Annotated in this window: 14 protein-coding genes; 4 read left to right on the forward strand and 10 right to left on the reverse strand. The window is 55.2% G+C overall.

Features of this window, described 5'->3' with window-relative positions; all coding sequences use genetic code 11:
* Positions 1 to 2 precede the first annotated feature (2 nt).
* Positions 3 to 1,592 carry a flavin monoamine oxidase family protein gene (locus tag CSQ89_RS09605; RefSeq protein WP_099405944.1) on the forward strand — a complete coding sequence of 530 codons (1,590 nt, stop codon included), beginning with the start codon at positions 3 to 5 and terminating at the stop codon, positions 1,590 to 1,592.
* 255 nt (positions 1,593 to 1,847) lie between these two features.
* On the opposite strand, the gene CSQ89_RS09610 is transcribed toward CSQ89_RS09605, so the two are convergent.
* The 3 genes from CSQ89_RS09610 to CSQ89_RS09620 form a co-directional block, all read right to left on the reverse strand.
* Positions 1,848 to 3,299, reverse strand: a complete 1,452-nt coding sequence (locus CSQ89_RS09610) for a 3'-5' exonuclease family protein (protein ID WP_099405945.1) — start codon at positions 3,297 to 3,299, stop codon at positions 1,848 to 1,850.
* Positions 3,300 to 3,341: 42 nt separating this feature from the next.
* Positions 3,342 to 7,262 carry a translocation/assembly module TamB domain-containing protein gene (locus CSQ89_RS09615; RefSeq protein WP_099405946.1) on the reverse strand — a complete coding sequence of 1,307 codons (3,921 nt, stop codon included), beginning with the start codon at positions 7,260 to 7,262 and terminating at the stop codon, positions 3,342 to 3,344.
* 215 nt (positions 7,263 to 7,477) lie between these two features.
* Positions 7,478 to 9,277, reverse strand: a complete 1,800-nt coding sequence (locus tag CSQ89_RS09620) for an autotransporter assembly complex protein TamA (RefSeq protein ID WP_158228954.1) — start codon at positions 9,275 to 9,277, stop codon at positions 7,478 to 7,480.
* 140 nt (positions 9,278 to 9,417) lie between these two features.
* On the opposite strand from CSQ89_RS09620, the gene CSQ89_RS09625 reads away from it, so the two are divergent.
* Positions 9,418 to 10,086 carry a putative metalloprotease CJM1_0395 family protein gene (locus CSQ89_RS09625; RefSeq protein ID WP_233203040.1) on the forward strand — a complete coding sequence of 223 codons (669 nt, stop codon included), beginning with the start codon at positions 9,418 to 9,420 and terminating at the stop codon, positions 10,084 to 10,086.
* Positions 10,087 to 10,120: 34 nt separating this feature from the next.
* Here the strand turns inward: CSQ89_RS09625 and CSQ89_RS09630 are convergent, their stop codons facing one another.
* The 4 genes from CSQ89_RS09630 to CSQ89_RS09645 form a co-directional block, all read right to left on the reverse strand.
* The gene (locus CSQ89_RS09630; protein ID WP_158228955.1) at positions 10,121 to 10,843 is read right to left on the reverse strand and encodes a substrate-binding periplasmic protein; all 723 of its coding nucleotides are present in this window, start codon (positions 10,841 to 10,843) and stop codon (positions 10,121 to 10,123) included.
* Between the two features lie 138 nt (positions 10,844 to 10,981).
* Positions 10,982 to 11,377, reverse strand: a complete 396-nt coding sequence (locus CSQ89_RS09635; RefSeq protein ID WP_099405949.1) for a group II truncated hemoglobin — start codon at positions 11,375 to 11,377, stop codon at positions 10,982 to 10,984.
* Complete coding sequence (locus CSQ89_RS09640) at positions 11,370 to 11,747, reverse strand: YkgJ family cysteine cluster protein (RefSeq protein ID WP_099405958.1); 378 nt, start codon at positions 11,745 to 11,747, stop codon at positions 11,370 to 11,372. The genes CSQ89_RS09635 and CSQ89_RS09640 overlap by 8 nt, the downstream gene beginning before the upstream one ends.
* A 175-nt stretch (positions 11,748 to 11,922) precedes the next feature.
* Complete coding sequence (locus CSQ89_RS09645) at positions 11,923 to 12,855, reverse strand: tRNA dihydrouridine synthase (RefSeq protein ID WP_099405950.1); 933 nt, start codon at positions 12,853 to 12,855, stop codon at positions 11,923 to 11,925.
* Between the two features lie 201 nt (positions 12,856 to 13,056).
* Here CSQ89_RS09645 and CSQ89_RS09650 point away from each other — a divergent pair, with 201 nt between their 5' ends.
* Positions 13,057 to 14,700: a methyl-accepting chemotaxis protein gene (locus CSQ89_RS09650; RefSeq protein WP_099405951.1), complete on the forward strand. Its 1,644-nt coding sequence runs from the start codon at positions 13,057 to 13,059 to the stop codon at positions 14,698 to 14,700.
* 47 nt (positions 14,701 to 14,747) lie between these two features.
* Here CSQ89_RS09650 and CSQ89_RS09655 read toward each other — a convergent pair whose 3' ends face one another.
* The 3 genes from CSQ89_RS09655 to CSQ89_RS09665 all read right to left on the reverse strand — a co-directional run bounded on the left by CSQ89_RS09655 (position 14,748) and on the right by CSQ89_RS09665 (position 18,403).
* Complete coding sequence (locus CSQ89_RS09655) at positions 14,748 to 15,695, reverse strand: site-specific integrase (protein WP_099405952.1); 948 nt, start codon at positions 15,693 to 15,695, stop codon at positions 14,748 to 14,750.
* A 106-nt stretch (positions 15,696 to 15,801) separates the two neighbouring features.
* On the reverse strand, positions 15,802 to 17,031 hold the full coding sequence (locus CSQ89_RS09660; protein WP_222103425.1) for an ATP-binding protein: 1,230 nt from the start codon (positions 17,029 to 17,031) through the stop codon (positions 15,802 to 15,804).
* Between the two features lie 136 nt (positions 17,032 to 17,167).
* Positions 17,168 to 18,403 (reverse strand): ATP-binding protein, encoded by a 1,236-nt coding sequence (locus CSQ89_RS09665; RefSeq protein WP_139022880.1) that lies wholly within the window; start codon positions 18,401 to 18,403, stop codon positions 17,168 to 17,170.
* Positions 18,404 to 18,695: 292 nt separating this feature from the next.
* On the opposite strand from CSQ89_RS09665, the gene CSQ89_RS09670 reads away from it, so the two are divergent.
* On the forward strand, positions 18,696 to 19,656 hold a 961-nt coding region (locus CSQ89_RS09670), incomplete at its 3' end, for a response regulator (protein WP_143747065.1).

Genomic DNA, 19,656 nt, shown 5'->3' on the forward strand with positions numbered 1-19,656 from the left:
TCATGGCTAGCGAAACGATGGATATCGCAATTGTAGGTGGTGGTATTTCAGGGGTTTACAGTGCATGGCGGCTCAAGAAGAGCGACACCAGCAAGAAGATTGTCGTGTTTGAGGGAAGTGACCATATCGGTGGGCGGCTGCTGTCGGTCCAGCCGCCCGATATTCCAAATATGGTAGCGGAGCTAGGCGGCATGCGTATTCTGCCAGCGGTGCAGCCGCTTATTACCGCGCTCATCGATGAACTCAACCAAGCGCTACCCGCGGAGGAAAAAATCGAGCTGTATGATTTCCCGGTAGATCAGCCGCAAAATCTGGCCTATCTGCGAGGTGTCTATCTGCGCCTCAGCGACTTTACCAATGAGCCGGACAAAGTGCCCTACCAGCTCTCCTTCCTGGACCACGGCTCTACGGCGGGCGGCATCATCCTGAGCGCCATCGAGCAGATTGTTCCAGGTATCACCTCACCAAACCTAACCGAAGAACAACGACGGACAATGGCACAGGAAGCCAGTTTCGGCGGCGTGCCGCTCTATCAGCAAGGGTTTTGGAATGTCTTGCTGCGCGTGATCAACAGCGAGGCCTATCAGCTCAGTATTGATGCGGGTGGTTACGACTCAACGTTGTCGAACTGGAATGCCGCCGACGCCATTCCTTGGTATCTATCTGATTTCGGTGTCGACGCCAAATACAAGGGATTCTGCAAAGGGTTCCAGGAAGTACCCAAGTCGGTGGCACAGCTATTCCAAAACGCAGGTGGCGAAGTACGCCTTAACGCCACCGTCTCCAGCATCAAATGGGATAACGGTGCCTTCGAGTTTACGGCCGATGGCAAGATCATCCGCGCCAAGCAATTGATCCTGGCGATGCCACGCCGCTCGATTGATATTCTGGCGACAACCAGCCCACTCCTGATGGAGTTTCAACAGCTTACCGCCAGCGTCACGCCAAGGCCGCTATTCAAACTGTTCACTACATATAGCAACCCTTGGTGGAAAGCCGCCGGCTATACCGATGCCGACGGCAAGTACGTACCGGTGCTAGCTGGCCGCTCGGTAACCGACATACCCGTACGGCAAACCTACTATTGGCCCCTGAGCGATGGCCAGCCTGCCGAATCGGGCCGCGCCATGCTGCTGGCCAGCTACGACGATGGTTCCAACACTGGCTTTTGGGATGGCCTGAGGCCACAGCGGCACCAGGCGCGCCGAGGTAGTCTGAGACCCGCACCCGTAGCAGACCCCTTCATCGGCGACGCCATAGGTAAGCTGACCGAATCGACCTGGCATCAGTACACCGCTCCGCGCCTCATGGTGGGTGAAGTTTCACGCCAGTTGGGCCTCATGCACGGGCTCAACTACACGCCCGAAGTGCTTAATGCAGCCTTCCGAGACTGGGGCGATGACCCTTTCGGTGGCGGCTGGAACAGCTGGAATATTGGCGTGAAAAGCTGGGAAGTGAAGCAACGCATTATCAAACCTATGGATGTTTGCCCGCTCTACATCTGCGGCGAAGCCTATTCCGACGCACAAGGCTGGGTCGAAGGTGCATTGCAAACTGCAGACATGATGTTGAAAGCGTTTAAGCAGACTTAAGAAGCTGTTTGCGTGGCCTGAACCGCCCCAGGTATTGAGGCGGTTCCCCTGCTTTCTTGTCTAAGAACCAGTCTAAAGTCTTGCGAGCTAAGGCAAGATAAGGCGGAAACAGCCGAGGAAGCGGAGTTTACGAGTGGTAAATGAGCATTCCGAGGGTATTTTCAACGCCATATTGCCGACGCGCAGCAGACTTTAGACAGGTTCTAAGACAGCGCTGTATTCCAAGTTGGCAAAAGGGATAAGCGCGATCAGGCTTTATCTATCTTCCTCACCCGTATTGGTTGCCACCGTGGGTAGGGGAACAATATGTAAGTTGTGTTTGCCAATTAAGAAGCGGCTCAGAATGCGATAGATATCGACATCGAAATGGGCTGGCGGCAAGGCGGCCAGCAGATCTGCAAAATCAACTTCGCTACTTGCGGTGCCCAGATAAACCCAGTGATCGAACAGATGCCAATCGCTGGCGATGCTGGCCGGGTCTTGCTCACGAATCGCTATACGGCCAGCAAAAGGCCATGGTTGCAGCCGGGCTTTGGCCAGGATGGCCGATAAACGCGCCTGATGTGTTCGCATTGGCTCCTTGCCCACACAGGCTCCCCTGCAATGCCCTGCTTGCATGCCAAAACACGGTGCGCCGGCCCGCTTGCCCGCTTTCTCCAAGCCTAAGGCCCACAGGCAAAGCTTATTGGCATCGGCCATTTTCTTCAGGGTATTGTTGGCTTCGCGCTGGCTGCCATAAAGCCCGTACAGATGGGGCTCCTGGCCAAAATCCACCGCACTGGCAAATACCAAGGCGGGTTGTGCACTACCGTCTTCATTCGGTTTGTAGCGCCAGCTACATAAGGTGTCGGCTTGCTGCAGAACATGGTTGTGCGTGGGGGCGAGAGATTTGATCAGCCGGACTTCGGCCAGCTGCGCGCCCAACTCCCCGGCGGTGGAAATCCACTCGATACGCCTTACCTGTTGGCTGAGGCGTATTTCCTTGTTTGCACGTAGGTCGGCGGCAAAATGCGCCAGCACCCGCTTTTTCAGGGTGTGGCTTCTGCCCACATACAGTGGCTGCGCATGCTCATCGTAAAACATATAGACCCCATGGCCATCCGGCATGGTTTCTATTAATTCCGGGTCGATGCCGGTGGGTAGGTTCGCCTGCCGGCTGACTGCCTCAAGCGCCGCATCGAGTGCTTCAATCCCCCGCTCTGACTTGATTTTGACCAGGAATTGGTAAATCAGCCTTGCATCGGTCAAGGCGCGGTGGCGCTCGCCTTCTGCGCGTAGCCCGTTTCTCTCGGCAACAGCATCGAGGTTGTGCTTGTATTCACCCGGGAAAAGCTTTTTCGACAGCTTGACTGTGCAAACAGTGCGGGCCCGAAAATCCAGTCCTGCACGCTTGAATTCATTCTTCAGGAACCCGTAGTCAAAACGAGCGTTATGCGCGACAAACACCCTGCCCTGCAACCGTTCCAATAGGTCGGCCGCCACGCTGGCGAAGCTCGGCGCATCAGCCACCATGGCGTCATCGATCCCGGTCAGCGTGGTAATAAAAGGCGGTATGGGTGTACCGGGGTTGACGAGGGTGCTCCACTCATAAGCGTATTCCCCCTGCCACTCGACCACCCCTACTTCGGTAATCCGATCACGCTGAGCGTTGGCCCCGGTAGTTTCAAGGTCAACGAAGATAAAGGGCTGGTCAAGCAGGGAAGGCATGAGGTTTTCTGTGCGGGTGGCAGAGGTCGCCAACCTGATAGGTTAATCAAAAATCCAGGAATACAGCACGTCCATCGCACTGGTGTCGCCGGCGCTCAGGGCGATGGAAACACGTCGCGAAAGCTGGTAGGTCAGTTTCACGGCGGAGCCCACACCGTCCAGCCCCTGCTCGTAGCTCAGATATGCTCTATCGGACAGTCGCTTACCCAGGCTGATTACGCGGCCGGCCAATGCGCCATCAGGGTCAGCTGGGTCGGTTGATTTGGTATAGGTGTCCGAACGACCAATGCTGATATCGTCCAAACCAAAGGTGCTCGCGATCTGCTGACGTAGGCTGACCGACTCTCCGGCGGTGAAAAGTGCGTCGGCCGCTGTCAGCAAGAGATCGGCATCGCCTTGGCTGCCGGCGCCACCAGAGCCGCGCCCCAATACCAGCCAGCTGAGCTTCTCGTTGTCCGGCATGGGCTCATCAGAATACAGCGTTGCGCGTGGTGCCAAGGTGGTGCCGACGATTTGCACGCCTACTTCGTAGGGGAGGTTCTTGCGGATGGCCAGAATATCCAGTGCCGGAGTATCCAACGGCCCTTGGAAGGTGATGATGCCGCGCATGATGGCAAGGTTCTGTCCGTAGGCGGCATAGCGGCCTTCTTCCACCTTGAGCGCCCCGCTGGCACTCAGCGGTTGGGTGGGACTGGCAACCAATCGCACTAAGCCGGACAGGCGGGCGTCCACCCCTTGCCCTTTGAAGACGAATTTCTCTCCCAGGTTGAGATCCAGCCGCAAGGTCAGCAAGGTGGGCTTGGCTTGCCGCTTGTTCGGGTCGGTGCGGCCTTTCACAACTACATCATCGCCCAGCTTGGATGCGCTGCCTTTGGAAAGCTCGATCAAACCCGAGTCGGCTGTCAATTTACCCGTCAAGGTCAGCGCTTCGCCCTGTATGCCCAGATTGGTTTCGCCCGAGACGATCAAATTTCGGTCTGGACGGCTTAATGCGCCAAATTTGTTGAAGGTGACAGCCAATGCCCCCTCCGGCCCGGCATTACGCAGCGACATGCGGCCCGACGCGCTGGCCTCGCCATTGCCGGCTTTGAGCGAAAAAGTCGCCAGCTTTACGCTGTCGCCTTCCAAAGTGGCCTCAAGTTTGCCTTCGCGCCAATTCAATCCGGTATCGGGCATACGCAAAGCAAAGTCACTCGCCGAGATACGTCCGAACAGCCGTGGCGCGCCAATTTCGCCACCAGCACGCAGCTCGGCAGACAACTTGCCATCCACCTTCGCAGTGGGGCCCAGCAAAGGGCCCAACCAGGCGAGCGAAGGCATTTCGGCAGAGAGCTGCCCTTCCAAGGCTGCGCCACGCGCGGGTCGCCAGCCGGCTTCGGTTCTCTCAAAACGGCTGGAGAACGTACCGTTGGCGCTGCCAAAGGCTTCTGACTTCAAATTGACGGCGATGCCAGCCCGGTCGCCATTCAAATTTAATTCCAGCTTGGCTGCGGATAAATTGAGTGGCATGGGTTTGATCGACGGATCATCCACTGACAACGCCAAGTCACCAGACTGGCGTTCTATCACCATATGGCCGGCCAATCGGTCATCTCCGGTCAGGTCGACATTCGCCGCCAGTACCAGATCGGTAGAAAAGTGGGGTTGTAACTTGGGCAGGCGTGCCAACCATTCCCGCACCGCCACATCCTGCACTTGCCCCTGCAGGGCAAAATGCCCCGCCTGCCAATAGGCACGACGGATATTGACTTTGGCGCCGACTGCCAAGGCATTCAACCCCGTGAGTTCGCCTCCGCTTGCATTGACTTGCAGTTGAGCGGGGCTGTTCAGTCTTAATGGCCAGCTACCGGTATTTTCAAGCTCCTCCACTTTGCCGCGCCAGGTTGTGGCTTCCAATGCGCCGGCTGCGCTGAGCTTTAGGTTGAATGCCTGCTCGGCGGCAGTCCCTTCCCCCGTCAGCTGTATGCTGTGTGCAGCCTGGGTGCCATCGACATTCAGATTTAGCTTGGTCAGAGAAAGGTTGGGGCCCGTCAGGGTGTTCACGTCGAGCTTGAGGCTGAGGGGACTGTTGGTGGTGCGTTTCGGAGCAGCTTCGAATTTGGCGTGAAGCGCCGCGGTATCCAAGGAAAAGCCACCGGGCAAACGTAGCTGCCTGGCTTGGGCGTCGCCTTCCAGATTGGGGCGTTGCATGGTGCCGGCCAATGTCAGTTTGGCATCGAGCTTGCCATTGAAACCCGGGCCGAAGTCGCCAATGTCCGGTAACGAGAAATCAACCATCAAGCGGTCGGCTGGCCGGCCAAAAGCACCATTGGCATTCAGATGATTGCTACCCAGATTCAATGAAAGCAATACACCTTCTATATGTTGTTCTCGCCAACCTGCGCGGAGTTGGCCATCAAGGGGGTGACCATTGAGCCGGCTGGGTTGGAATTCCAGCCGGATATCTGCCTGTAAGGCGGAAGCCAGCTTGCCACGTGTGCTCAATGAGGCATTCAGGGCGCCTGCCGGTAGGGGTCTTCCCGCCAGCGGGCTGAGGGAGGCAGGATCAAACTGAGCCAACTTCCCTTGCAGGTCAAAACGCTGTTGGCCTGCCAGCTCCAGCATGCCTGCCAGTTCAAGCTGGCCATCTGGATGTTTGATCAGCAGGCGCTTTGCCTTCAGTTGGCGCGCGTCACCCTTGCCTTCGAGCGCGGCTTCCAAATTCAGAGAGAGACGCTTATCACCGAGTGCTGCGACTATCTGGGGGGTGGCGGGTGCACCGTTGAGCGCGAGTGTGCCGGATACCGGCCAATCTGGCCCGCCCAACGTAACCGGGTCGATGTTGGCCAGGGTTGCGAGTACGTTCAACTTGTCGAGGCTGGCATTACCGGTGACAGCCACACTGCCACCGGCCAGCTTGGCTGTCAGTTGGCGGATAGTGACTTGTTGGGTATCCAGTAACAGTTCGGCATCAAGGCTTTCGAGGGGTAACCGGGCGGCGGGTAGATTACCGGCCAGCGTGTTGTGTACGGTGACTTTGGTGAAAACTGCTTTGCCCGCCGGGGTGGCTTGCAGCGAGAGGTCGAGCGCTGTGCGCGGCAGATTGGGTGCCAGAGTTTGCAGGTCTAGTGCCTTCATATGCAAGGCGCCACTTTTTAGCATTGCCCAGGTGGAGTCCGCAAAAGGCGCTAGATGCAGATCGAAATCTGCCCGGAATAATTGCTGTGCAGGACCAGGCTTCATATGGCCTTCACCATTGCCGCTGAGCTGCAATGCTTCCAGGTTATTACGCAGTTGCAGGTTCAGCTGCCAAGGGGTGTCGGGGGTGCTACCCACCAGTTGTACTTTGCCGCCCAGTTTGAAGGGCCGGGTGCCGCTGAGTTTGAGCTCACCATCGCCGGCGAACCAGGGTGTCTTGGCGCGTAACAGTTGTAGCGTATGGGTTTGACCATTGCTATCGACCCGAATCAGGGCGTCTGCCAGAACCTGCTTGTCGTTGAGGATCAGGCTTGCCAAACTGCCCTGCTGTAATTGCAGCGGCAATGGCAGCACCAGGGAATTAGGGGGTGTGCTCGGCTCATCAGTGGGCTTGGTGTGTAACTGCAGTCGTCCCAGCACAAGCTGTTCAATCTGTACTTTGCCGTCGAGCAAGCTCGATGGCTGCCAGACCAACTCGGCGCGATCGAGCTTCAGCTGGAGATGCGCGGTTTTCACTTGCAGGTCATGCAGCACAAGGCGCTGCCAGAGCGTCCCTTCCACCCGGTCCACCCGCAGCATGCCGCCCGATAACGGGTCGGCGAGCCGAAACAACAACTGGGTGCCTTGCGGGCTCACGACCAGCAGGATCACTACCGCCACAAGCGCCATACAGCCCAGTAGAAAGAGTTCCAGCCATAAAAGGCCAAATCGGAAACGCCGTCTGGCAGGCTTGTTCTCGGTTGGCGGCGCGGGAGGTGAGTCCGGCGTGTGCGCTGGTTCATTCATACTTGGCTCGGTTGACGAAGGTTTTTGGTCACATTGGATAGATAGGCAGGATGATTAAATTGGGGCTTACGCTTAGAACCTGTCTAAAGTCTGCTGCGCGTCGGCAATATGGCGTTGAAAACACCCTCGGAATGCTTATTTACCACTTGTAAACTCCGCTTCCTCGGCTGTTTTCGCCTTATCTTGCCCTAGCTCGCGAGACTTTAGGCAGGTCCTTAGAATCCCACACCCATCGAAAAGTGCAGCTGGGTACGTTTAGCTTCTACCCCACGCGCCACATCCAACGCCAATGGGCCGACCGGGCTGATCCAGCGTACGCCCACCCCATAACCGTGATAAGCCTTAAAGTCGGTCCAGTCCTGGGCCGCGCCGCCCATGTCGGTAAATACGGCAGCGCGCCACCGGCCAACGATCTTATGCTGGTATTCGACACTGCCTGTGGCCACTACCCGGCCGCCCAATACGGTGGTGCCGTCGTTGACACCGAGGCTCTCGAATTTGTACCCCCGTATTGAGTTGGTCCCCCCTGTGCGAAATAGCGACTTGATGGGGACATTCTGTGAATCGTCCGCCACTACCTGCCCCGCTTCGCCCCGTAATAGCCACAGTCCGCGCTCGCCCGCTGGGTGGTACCAGGCGATACGGCCATAGGCACGCACGAAGTCTGCATCCGACAACAGCGCCCGTGTTGCACCGGACAACTGCCAGCTCATTACTGTGCCGCTACGTGGGTCGTTGGGGTTGTCGAGATTTCGTCGGGTCCAGGTTTGTGAGGGAATCAATGCCCGGTTGAGGTTCTTTTTTTCCGCACGGTTATCCGCCGATGCGTATTTGGCTTGCTCCATCGTGTATTGCAGACCCTGCGTAACTTCAATGTCGCCATGCTTGCGGGCGCGTTGTATCCCTAAGGTGTGCGTCAACGTATCCAGCCCCGAGACATCCTTGTGCTCAAAATTGTAAGCGCTGGAGTAGATGTAGCGCTTCTTATCGGGTGGTAACTCAATCTTTAAATTGAAACTTTGCTCTGCCCGTTGTAGCGCAAGCCCGGTCGTGCCTATCCATCCCAGGCCACGGATATTGGTATAGCGATAGCCCAGACTGCCACGCGGGCCTTTGTCCGTATCGAAACCGAGACCGGCATCCACTTTTCGCGGTGGTGCTTCTACCAGATCCACGCGCACCGGGACATCAATCGGTTGGTTGGCGTCGAGCGGCATGTCCATGAAAACCGAGGTGAAATAGGGCGTGTTTTGCAAGGCGCTTTGAAAATCGAGCAGTTTCTGCTGACTGTAGCCTTCGCCGGGATAAAAGGTCACCATGCGCTCGACCAGTTTGCGCGGATATCGCTTCAAGCCGTTGATTTCGAGTGGGCCAAAGGTGAAGCGCGGGCCAGAATCAAATACCGCGGATAATTCCGCCGCGGAGCGATCGGGGTCGATCTCTGCCTTGCTGTCTTTGATTTTTGCCGTGGGAAAGCGGTCAATAATCAATGCCTGCAAACCGCGCCGTTTTGCCGCGTCCCAATCCGATTGGGTGAACCGCGCCCCAATGGGCAGCGGCCAAACCTGGATAAGCTCTGCCCAACGTGGACGAAAATCGGGTTCGTCCCGGATTGCACCTTCAACCTGCAAGTCCACATCGTGGATCAGCGTTTCGTTGCCGCGGCGCACTTTGAAGCGTACGAGCCAGCCGGTACCTTCGGGCGTGATGCTGGCGGTAATCTGCGGATTGAAATAGCCCAGCGGGGCCAACAGGCTCTCGATCTCGTGAGGGGTGGCCTCATACAGGCGCTCCAACTGCTCACGGTCGATATAGTCACTGCCCCGCCATCGAATGATGCCCAGGTTCTCCTGAAGTAGCTTCTCGAACGAAGAAGAGGCATCAATTTCGACGCGGTAAGCCACCCCTGTCGCGGCGGCCGGTAGAGCCAGGAACAGGGTAAGCAAGCAAGCGGGGAAATGAGTAGAAAAGCGGCGCACGAGGGACAGTTTAGCGAGCCTGGGCAAAGGCGTCATGACAGATATTGCATTGCAGGGTCCATAATTAGTGAAAACAAACACTTGCACGATATTCGGCATGTCGCCGCCATCATGGCAAGGGTAAACTGGCATAGGCAAAGCGTGTCTACATCGCGCAGCATGATTGGAATAGACCCATGAGTGTCTCCGGGGTTTCCGCAGGCGGTAGCGCCTCGATGGCTTACAGCAGCATGTCATTGCATGCGCCGGGGTGTACTTGTTCTCTGTGCAGCCCCGCCCAGCCGTTGGAAACCACGTCCAGTGCGTCTGTCTCTACCAACGGCAAGGCGCAAAGCGGCAAGAAAAACGACACCGACTTGTCAGAAGAGGAAATCGCCCAGGTTCGCCAGTTGCAAGCGCGTGATCGGGCGGTACGCCAGCATGAACTTGCCCATATGAGCGCGGCAGGTGGGTTGGCCACTTCCGGTCCCAGCTATACCTACCAACGTGGCCCGGATGGCGTGAACTACGCCATTGGTGGAGAGGTGAGCATTGATGTCTCACCGGGCCGCACCCCGGCAGAAACGCTCGAAAAAGCCAAAACCATAGAGCGTGCCGCACTTGCACCTAAAGACCCCTCTGGTGCGGACAGGGCTGTAGCGGCTCAGGCGCGAAATCTGGCATTGTCGGCACAGCAGGATATGGCGAAGGGTGGAGGCGCTGCTGACGAGGAGGAGACGGTAGTGAAGGCAGAGAACACTGTTCAGGACGCTGCGCAAAGTAAGCGCTCGGACCAGGTAGAACAAACCTACCAGACCGCCAGCGATGCACGTAATCCCCTTACCCTGATCAGTGCTTATGCCTAAGAATCTGTAAACAGGTTCTAAATGGTTGGGGTGTCTACTGCCATTTGTTCAATATCTTTTCCAACGTGCCGTCGCGGCGGGATTTTTCCAGACCTTCGGCAAATAGCGACGCTTTGGCTTGCTCATCCTTAGGGAATCCCACGTAACGCGGCACCTCGGCCAGGGGCTTGCCAACCGTACGTACATCCCTCTCTACGCCTAGTTCCCGCGCCAGATACAAAAGCTGAGCCTTATCTCCAATGACGACATCTACACGGTGGGCAATCAGCTTTTGCATCAGCTGCTGCGGGTTCGTCGCCCCCGAATCTTTCTTCAGTGGCGCTTTGTCAAATGCTTCTGTATACGAGTATCCGAACACCGTCCCGACGGTATAGGGCATCAGGTCTTCCAGCGACTGGTAACTAATCGCGCTGTCTCGGCGCGCCATCAGGATGGTGATGCCATGTCGAATAGGCCCGACCAGGTGATACTGGGCTGCTCGTTCCGGTGTGCCGGCGAATTGGTAGGCCATGTCTACCTGCTTGAATTCGAGCATTTTCTTTACCCGCTCCCATGGGTAGAGCTTTATCTCATAGGGTTGTTCCATGGTGTCCATGATGGCGCGGACGATTTCGGTATCCATCCCCGCCGGCTGCTTGGTGATCGGGTCGATATAGGCATACGGCGGAAAGGCTTCATCGCTTGCGACCAGCCAAGGTGCGGCCACTACCGGTAGACTGATGAGCAGTAGGCTGGAAAGCAGCAGGCGCACAAGCACAATAACGCGCTCCGGATCGGTATTCTCCTAATAATTATAGACATCCTATCCGTCTATAGCTTTTACTTTGCAGCCGAGACCAGCCTCCTGAGTTTCTTAAAGGCTCCGTATGTCAAAGTGCTATGAACAGGACAACTCTCACCTTGCGTTGCGCATGAAGTCAGCGGTACGCATAAACGCCTGTTCCAAATGGGCTTTCAATGCGGGTTGATCGCCAATCTGCTCATCCATAGCTTGGTACATGCAATACAGCCATTCATCCCGCATACGTTCGTCAATATGAAACGGCAGATGACGCGCACGGAGCATCGGGTGGCCGAATTTCTCCACGAATAGAGGTGGCCCACCCAACCAGCCTGAAAGGAACAGGAATAATTTCTCGGCAGCCTCGGTCAGGTCGGGTTGATGAATCGCTCGGACGCCGGCTGCAACCGGGTCGGTATCCATGATTTCATAAAAGCGATTGACCAATTGGCGTACGGCAAGCTCGCCACCGAGTTGCTCATAGGGGGCGATTTCCTGAATGTCACTCATTGCTTCTGACTGCCTCGGCAAGCGGTTGAAAAATGGATCGGGCTACTTGGCTCAGTATGAGCGGTGGTAATTGATGCTTATTCCGTGCGGCCGTGCACTGGCTGTCGCCCGGTTGGACTTCACGACAGGGGCTGGGACGCGCATCATAAACGCTGCAGCGTGTTGCCTTCCCTACTTCACCTTCCAGTGCCACGCAACGCGGCTGGCGCGCCCAGCTGCCGGCCATGCACAGGTGCCAGTCGTTTACTTTTTCGGTCATCGCATCCGGTAGGCTACGCATTGATGCTTCAGCCCAGTAGAAGGAAACACGAAAAGCGGCACAGCAAGCACCGCAGTTAAGGCATGGATGAGCATCGGGGGTATGGGTCATGGCAAGGCCGGTTTGGACCCCAAAGGCAGTCACCGTTAAGCGGGTAAGAACTTGTCTAAAGTTTGCTGTGCATTGGCAATATGGTGTTGAAAACATCCTCGGAATGCGCATTTACCCTGTGTGAGCTTCGCTTCCTCGGCTGTTTTCGCCTTATCTTGCCTTAGCTCGCAAGACTTTAGACTGGTTCTAAGCTATTCATCTGTTGTTGGGTACGGATTTCACGAAACAGTGCCGTGGCTTCCGGGTAACTCCGGCGCAAATAACCCAGCCACTGTTTGAGGCGTCCGGGTGCATAAGTCGGCGCGCCCTGGCCAATCAACCCCTGATGGAACTCGCCGATAATCGGCAGCATGTTAGACCACTCCACCACATCGGCGGGCTGGCCGGCGACAGCGGCGCGAATCTGCCGTGCCAGATCGGGCCGGGCCACCAACCCCCGGCCGAGCATGAAATCTTCGCAGCCCGATTCCCGGCGACATTGCAGAAAGTCTTCAACTGTCCATATCTCGCCATTGGCAACGACCGGCACAGATACGGCTTTTTTGATAAGCGCAATCCAATGCCAATGCGCCGGTGGCTTGTAACCGTCCAACTTGGTGCGGGCGTGTACAACCAGCTCGGCAGCGCCGCCATCGGCCAGTGCACGGGCACAGTCCAACGCCAGATCGGTGTTTTCGTAACCCAGTCGCATCTTGGCAGTAACCGGCACGGAGGCCGGCACGGCACGACGCACTTCGCGCACGATGGCATGAAGCAAGTCAGGCTCCTGCAATAGCACCGCGCCCCCCCGATGGCGGTTTACCGTCTTGGCCGGGCAACCAAAATTCAAGTCTATGCCAGGTGCGCCTAATTCAGCCGCCCTGGCGGCATTGTCTGCCAGGCAAACAGGGTCCGACCCCAGCAGTTGCAGTTTGAGCAGCACCCCGGCCGGTGTATGCCAGTGGTTGGCCCATTCTGGCGCGACACGCTTGAAATAACGCGGTGGTAGCAACGTGGACGTGACGCGTACAAATTCGGTGACGCACCAATCCACGCCGCCAATGCGGGTGAGTGCGGCGCGCAATGGGGCATCAACCAAGCCTTCCATAGGGGCAAGCGAGATGCGCAAGATGAAATCCAGGTTTTCCAGAAGGCAAGGATTCTAGCAAATGTTGGCGATGCCTGAGCCAACCACGGCATGCAATTCTGTCTATAACTCAATGTACGAGCGGCCGTAATGCCCGGCCTGGGCAACACATGTGCAAGGTTCCTGCCCTCCTTGGCACAAAGATAACAAAGCTAATAATCTTGGGCGACGTGGAGCCCCATCATGAAAAACCTTAGTTTCGCCTTGCGTATTGGCATTGGCTTTGCGCTTTTACTGGTATTGATGGTAACCGTCGCCATTACCGGTACGCTGGGCGTACAAGGTCAGTATTCAAAAATCAAAGATTTGGTGACGGGTGATATTGCAATGAACAGCATTGCAGGTAACACCCGTTATCACATGGGTAATCTGCGTCGGTTTGAGAAAGACTGTTTCATCAATGTGGAGTCATCCGCAAAGGTCAAAGAGTACCGCGAGAAGTGGGATGACTCCTTTCAAAAGGCCAAAGCCAGTCTGAAACAGTTTGAAGTCTTGCTCAGCAATCCCACTACCCCGCCAGAAGCCCGTACCCGCCTTTCCGCGTTGGTTAGTCACATAGATAAATATGGCGATGGGTTTGTCAAAGTCAGCGGAGAGCTTGGCAAGACACTCACCACGACCAATGACGCCAATAAGGCTATGGGGGCATATAAGCCCGTTGTGCACGATATGGAAGAAACCCTGACCCAGATAGTGAAAGACTCCGAAGAACGTGCAGGCCACGTAACGGATGAGCTTTCCGCCAGCAAGGCAAGCACTGAAAAGGCACTGTGGGTGCAGGCAGGCTTGGCGATTCTGGTGGGCGTCATCATCGCGTCTTACGTCGCCCATTCCATTCGGCAGCCGCTGAATGAAGCTCAGGCTGCTGCCAGCAAGATAGCAGATGGCAATAACCTGACGGTCGCCATACCCAGTTCGGGCAACAACGAAGTCAGCCATACCGTGAATGCCTTCCGTCGTGTGTTGGACAGCTTGCGTAGCTTGGTAATTGAAACGCGTACGGGCGCTCAGGAAGTGGCGACCTCCGCCAACGAAATGAATACCATCTCGGAGCAAGTCGCTACCGCTTCCAGTAAACAAGCAGCTGCATCGGCTGCCGTGGCATCGGCAATTGAAGAGTTGACAGTCAGCATTGCCGTGGTGTCGGAAAGTGCGAACAGTGTAAAACGCGATGCCAATCATGCGGCTAGCCAGGCAGGGGAAGGTCAGCAGTTGGCCGGCCGCACGGCAGATGAAATTGCCCATATTGCCGATGCCTTGAGCGAAGCAGCGACCGCGATTGAGGCACTGAATGCGCGCTCGGATGAGATCGGCGGCATTGTGCGTGTAATCAAAGACATTGCTGATCAGACTAATCTATTGGCACTGAATGCCGCCATTGAGGCGGCACGTGCCGGCGAGCAAGGCCGTGGCTTTGCGGTGGTGGCGGATGAGGTACGCAAGTTGGCTGAACGCACTACCACGGCAACGATCGATATCTCCAGCAAGATCACCACGGTTCAGCGCGATACGGACAGCGCCAGCCAGCGCATGTTGGACGCCAGCGGCAGAATCGACACTGGCGTGGCATGTGCGCGTGAACTGGCGGAGGCTATGGCCCAGATACGCAAGGGATCGACCAGCACGGTCAATACCCTGACTGAAATTGCCGATGCCATACGAGAACAAAAAGTAGCGGCAGACCAGATTGCGCAGAATGTGGAACGGATCGCCCAGATGAGCGAAGAGAATCATGCCTCGGTCTCGTCGGCCAACTTCCTGGCAAAGCGCTTGAGTACGTTGTCGCTGGGGTTGAATGCGCAGATTGGCCGCTTTGTTGTGGACTGAAGTCGGCCAGGCTATTAGCTAATGGGGGGCTTGGCGTGTGGCCGTGGCTATTGCGCCGTGGCCACGAGATAGCCCGCCATGCTTTGGTTTGCAAACGGGTCGGCCGCGTCGATATAGCGCATCGCCGACTTTACGTCCCGCCAGCCTATATATTCCATCAGGGTTTTCAAATCCCAGCCACTTGCGGTTGCCCAGCCGGCAAAGCCTCGGCGTAGCGAGTGGCTGCTGAAATCATCGGGTACCAGCAACCCTGCCTGCGTGAACAACCGGCGTAACAGTGGGATCAAGCTGTTCAAGTGTAAACCGGTGTCGCTTACCTTGCCCCAACGGTCAATCCCGCGAAAAACCGGACCACTGGTCAAACCGGCCAGACCAATCCAGTCGCCATAAGCCGTGACAGGGCACAGCTGCGCCAGCGCCGGAACCCGGTAGGTACGTCCCCGTAGCTGCCGGTCTCCTTTGCTCTGCGGCAGAAAGCATTGCATTCCCTGTCCTGGCAACAGCTGGATGAATTCCACACTCAGCCGCTTTAATTCATCGCCGCGAAACCCACGCCAGAAACCGATCAGCAACAAGGCTTTGTCACGGGTGTGACGCAGTACAGCGGTTTGATCTTCAGCCGTTTTGGCTTGGCTTATTGCGATATCCAGCCATGCAGCTACTTGTTGAAGTTGGTTGATCTGTAAGGGGGTTGCCTGCTTCTCTTGTGCCGGGTGCAGTACTTGGATGCCCTTGAGCGCCTTGCGTACCACCGGGGCCTTTGTGGGGTCGGGAAAGCCTTGGTCAATATGCCATTGGGCCAGTGCTGCCAAGCGTTGTCTGAGCGTATTGACCGACAACTTGCCTGCATAGTCCACCAGATACCGGGCAATGGCATCTGCCGTGGCCGGCAGGAACCCACGCCACTCCACTTCGAAATGCCGGACTGCCGAGGCGTAGCTGCGCCGCGTGTTCTCGCGGGTGGCAGCTTCCAAGTATTGGTTCAACTTACTCATTCACTGACATCTCGTAATTCAGGCTTGGTTTACAGGCTTGCGGCGACATTGTCACTTCGCGAGATTGCCTTATATGGCGGGTGCAGGCAATCCAGCGTATTTGCAGTTAAGGCCTGCTCTCGATTGGCAGGATGGCCCGGAACCGTGAACCTTGCCCCACGGTGCTGTCCACTTCAATCCGCCCGCCATGTTGCTGGAGAATGCCCCATGAAAGCGCCAGCCCCAAACCCGTACCGGTACCAATGGGTTTGGTTGTGAAAAAGGGTTCGAAGATACGCTTCAGATTCTGGTAGGGAATACCGATGCCGGTATCTTCCACCTCTACCCATGCCCAGTCGTCGTGCGAGCCAGTACGCACCGTGATGACACCCTGGGTTTCTATGGCTTGTGCGGCATTGATCAATAGGTGATAAAAAACTTGGTTGAGTTGAGGCAGATTGCACATCAAAGGGGGTAGGTCTTGATATTCAAGTTTGATATGGGCTTTCTGCCTTAGGATAGGGCCTAACAAATTAAGTGTACTATCAAGCCCTGATTGTAGATGCGCGGTTTGAAACCCCGTGGTATGAGTAAATGAAAATTCTTTCAGGTTGTTCACAATGACTTCAATACGATTCAGACCCTCGCGAGACTCCTGAATCAATTGCGACATATCCTGCCGTAGAAAATGGAAATCGCAAGCTTGGTAGAGATGCTGTATATGCGCCAGTGTTTGAGGCTCTTGCGCAATCAAGGATTCGGCAGCACCATACGCATCCAATATCTGTAGCAATTCTTGGGCATATTTTTCCAACGAATAAAGATTTGAGCCGATAAAACCGATAGGGTTATTGATTTCATGTGCCACCCCAGCGGCTAATTGGCCGAGCGATGCCATCTTTTCATTTTGCAGTAATTGGCTTTGAGTGGCTTTTAGTTTTTCCAACAACCGGGCTTGTGCTCGCTGCGTACTTGATATTTCACGTTGCTTAGCAGCGAGTACGCCATTGAGGGCACAAATACATTCAAATAAGCGTTCACTTTCACGCACATCATATTCGCCAATCAGTTCGATATGATCGCCGCGGCGATAGACCTTGCCGGTAATGCTATGCCCATGGGCATGGCTATCGACGAAGGTGAGAAATCCAGAAAACAGCAAGTCTCCCGCTTCAGCGGGTTTTTCCAATAATTCGCAAAAAACAGGATGGGTCATACACAATGCAGCATTCACTAAGCCATCGTCGGGTTGCCTGCCCAGTAAATGATAAAAGCCTGCATTGGCTTCAAGGCAATACCCATCGGATGACCATAAAGCATAGACAACGGCATACAGTTCACGCAGCACGGGTGGCATAAGGGCCATTACTGCCGACCCACATATAGTTTGATGTAAGCCATGAAAAAGATGCGTAGACAGCTGCTTTCTGAGAATGACTGGGCTGCATAATTAAGTCGCATTACTCGCTGCAACTCACAAGCGTCGTGTATTATCACTGCGTATTTCCAGCAGTGTTATTGGGCCCGGTTTGCCGAATCGGCAGGGAAATATGAAATGTCGTGCCCTTCCCTACTTCGCTTTCTATCTCAATGGTGCCATGGTGTTTTTGGATGATGCCGTACGATAGCGACAGGCCAAGCCCTGTGCCCTTGCCTATGGGTTTGGTGGTAAAGAAAGGGTCAAACACCTTGGACCGGATATCGTTCGGTATGCCACAGCCGGTGTCAGAGAAGGTTATCCATACTTTGTCTTTACTGCGGCCTGTCCGAATCGTAATCTTGCCGCGCGTTTCGCCTATTGCATGGGCGGCATTGATCGCCAAGTTCATGAACACTTGATTCAAGTGGGCAGCCACACATTCGACTTCAGGTAGTACACCATACTCCTTGATGATTTCAGCTTTGTATTTTATTTCATTGCTGACGATATTCAGCGTTGAATCAATGCCTTTATGTAAGTCGGCCAGCTTAAAATCTAAGCTGTCATCTACATGCGAAAAATCCTTGAGGTCTTGTACTATGTTTTTGACGCGCGATATGCCGTCTTTTGACTCTGTAATCAAGTTAGGGATATCTTCCTTGAGGAATTCAATATCCAATTCTTTTCGCAGGCTGGCCAATTGAGCGAGCTGATGCTCATCTGCCATAGTGGCGGAAATCTGCTCATACGTATCCAACATTTGGAATACAGAAGAAAGATATCGTTCTAATGAACCGATATTGGAGTAGACAAAACCGATAGGGTTATTGATTTCGTGTGCAATACCCGCCGCCAGTTGGCCGATGGACGCCATCTTTTCAGTCTGTACCAATTGCTGTTTGACGTCTTGCAAAGAATGCTGGACTCTGGCAATCCGCTGCAAAGCCCGTATCCGTGCATCCAATACATCGAATCGAATGGGCTTTATCAGGTACTCATCCGCGCCGGCTTCCAAACCTTCGATCAGTGATTCGGTCCCCTCCAGCGACGTCATCATGATGATCGATACCCACCGATCTGTTTTGATTTGCCTTATTAGCCGCGTGGCTTCAATCCCCCCGATACCCTGCATTATGACACCCATCAGGATGACATCGGGTAACTCTTCCAAATAGCATTGCACGGCATCTTCACCGGATCGTGAATGGGTTACGCGATGCCCCTTGTCTTCAATAAATTCTTTGACGGGCATGGCATAGGTTCTTGAATCTTCAACCAGCAGTACATGTAACGTTTGTTTGTCGTTCATGTATTCCCCCAATGGTGGGCTGAAGTCCGCCAGGTGCACTTGGCGACTTCGCCTCTGATTGTTACTTTAGACCAGCAATCCCCCTCATCTAAGATACTCTAGCTAAATGGTTGGTGGTTGAAGTGGATGAATGAATACCCCGTAGAGGGATATAACAATATGCCTAATTCGATGGGCCCAAATGGATAGCAGAGCCTAAATGCCGCCAGGAGTTGCAATTACCCACGTACGGCATATCTTTAATACTCTGCGCAGCGCTAATAAATGAGTAGGCACCCGGAAGTCATTTGACATGGAAGTAACACCGCCATCTGATCTGGAAGTGAAAACCGCAGACGTAAGGCCGGTCATTCTGTTTGTCGATGATGAGGCCAACATACTGTCGTCCATGCGTAGGCTGTTTCATAGCAGCCCCTACAGCATTCTTACGGCCAACAGCGGACACGAGGCGCTTGCCCTGTTTGAACAGAGCGCGATTGACCTCGTGGTGTCCGACATGCGCATGCCGGAGCAGAGCGGTGCTGAGTTGCTCACGTTGGTCCGGGCCAGGTGGCCTGATACGGTCCGCATTATTCTTACCGGCCATGCTGATCTTACCGACACAATTCGCGCCATCAATAGCGGCGAAATCTATCGTTACCTGCTTAAGCCCTGGAATGACGAGGAATTCACCAGCGTTGTGAAAGACGCTTTGGCGATCAAGGCTTTGCGTGACGAGAAAGTGCGCCTGGAAACGCTGGTGAGGCAGCAGAATAGCGAATTACAGAGCCTGAATAGCAGCCTTGAAGAGAAAGTGCGTGAGCGTACTGCAAAAGTACAGCGCACCATGGGCTTGTTGAGTACAGCGCATGAGAGCCTGAAAAAGAGCTTTCTGACTTCCATCAAGGTGTTCACTGCCCTGATTGAGCAACGAGGTGGTGTGATTGCCGGCCATTCTCGTCGTGTAGCCGAACTGGCCAGGAAAATAGCGCACGAACTAGGCCTAAGCGATACGGATGGGCAAGAAATCATGGTGGCAGGGCTGCTGCACGATATTGGCAAGCTAGGCCTGCCGGATAAGCTGATCCAGACACCTTATGTGCTGCTTAGTTCAGCCGAGCGGGTGGAGTTTGAAAAGCATACGGTCAATCGGCATAGGGGCGACCAGATGTTCTGGCCGACCCCTGCCACACCACCCGGCATGCGGGTCCGCACCGGGCGGTTGGAGCAGTTGAGGTCAATCTGCCTCCAATTGATGCACATCGCCCGGTTTC

Source organism: Chitinimonas sp. BJB300 (assembly GCF_002735695.1).
Lineage (GTDB): Bacteria > Pseudomonadota > Gammaproteobacteria > Burkholderiales > Chitinimonadaceae > Chitinimonas.

Bases quoted from the DNA above. Each gene is read 5' to 3' on its own strand.
- CSQ89_RS09615 (WP_099405946.1), bottom strand. From the start codon at position 7,262: ATGAATGAACCAGCGCACACGCCGGACTCACCTCCCGCGCCGCCAACC.
- CSQ89_RS09655 (WP_099405952.1), bottom strand. From the start codon at position 15,695: ATGAGTAAGTTGAACCAATACTTGGAAGCTGCCACCCGCGAGAACACG.
- CSQ89_RS09620 (WP_158228954.1), bottom strand. From the start codon at position 9,277: ATGACGCCTTTGCCCAGGCTCGCTAAACTGTCCCTCGTGCGCCGCTTT.
- CSQ89_RS09625 (WP_233203040.1), top strand. From the start codon at position 9,418: ATGAGTGTCTCCGGGGTTTCCGCAGGCGGTAGCGCCTCGATGGCTTAC.
- CSQ89_RS09640 (WP_099405958.1), bottom strand. From the start codon at position 11,747: ATGACCCATACCCCCGATGCTCATCCATGCCTTAACTGCGGTGCTTGC.
- CSQ89_RS09635 (WP_099405949.1), bottom strand. From the start codon at position 11,377: ATGAGTGACATTCAGGAAATCGCCCCCTATGAGCAACTCGGTGGCGAG.
- CSQ89_RS09605 (WP_099405944.1), top strand. From the start codon at position 3: ATGGCTAGCGAAACGATGGATATCGCAATTGTAGGTGGTGGTATTTCA.
- CSQ89_RS09660 (WP_222103425.1), bottom strand. From the start codon at position 17,031: ATGCCACCCGTGCTGCGTGAACTGTATGCCGTTGTCTATGCTTTATGG.
- CSQ89_RS09610 (WP_099405945.1), bottom strand. From the start codon at position 3,299: ATGCCTTCCCTGCTTGACCAGCCCTTTATCTTCGTTGACCTTGAAACT.
- CSQ89_RS09665 (WP_139022880.1), bottom strand. From the start codon at position 18,403: ATGAACGACAAACAAACGTTACATGTACTGCTGGTTGAAGATTCAAGA.
- CSQ89_RS09650 (WP_099405951.1), top strand. From the start codon at position 13,057: ATGAAAAACCTTAGTTTCGCCTTGCGTATTGGCATTGGCTTTGCGCTT.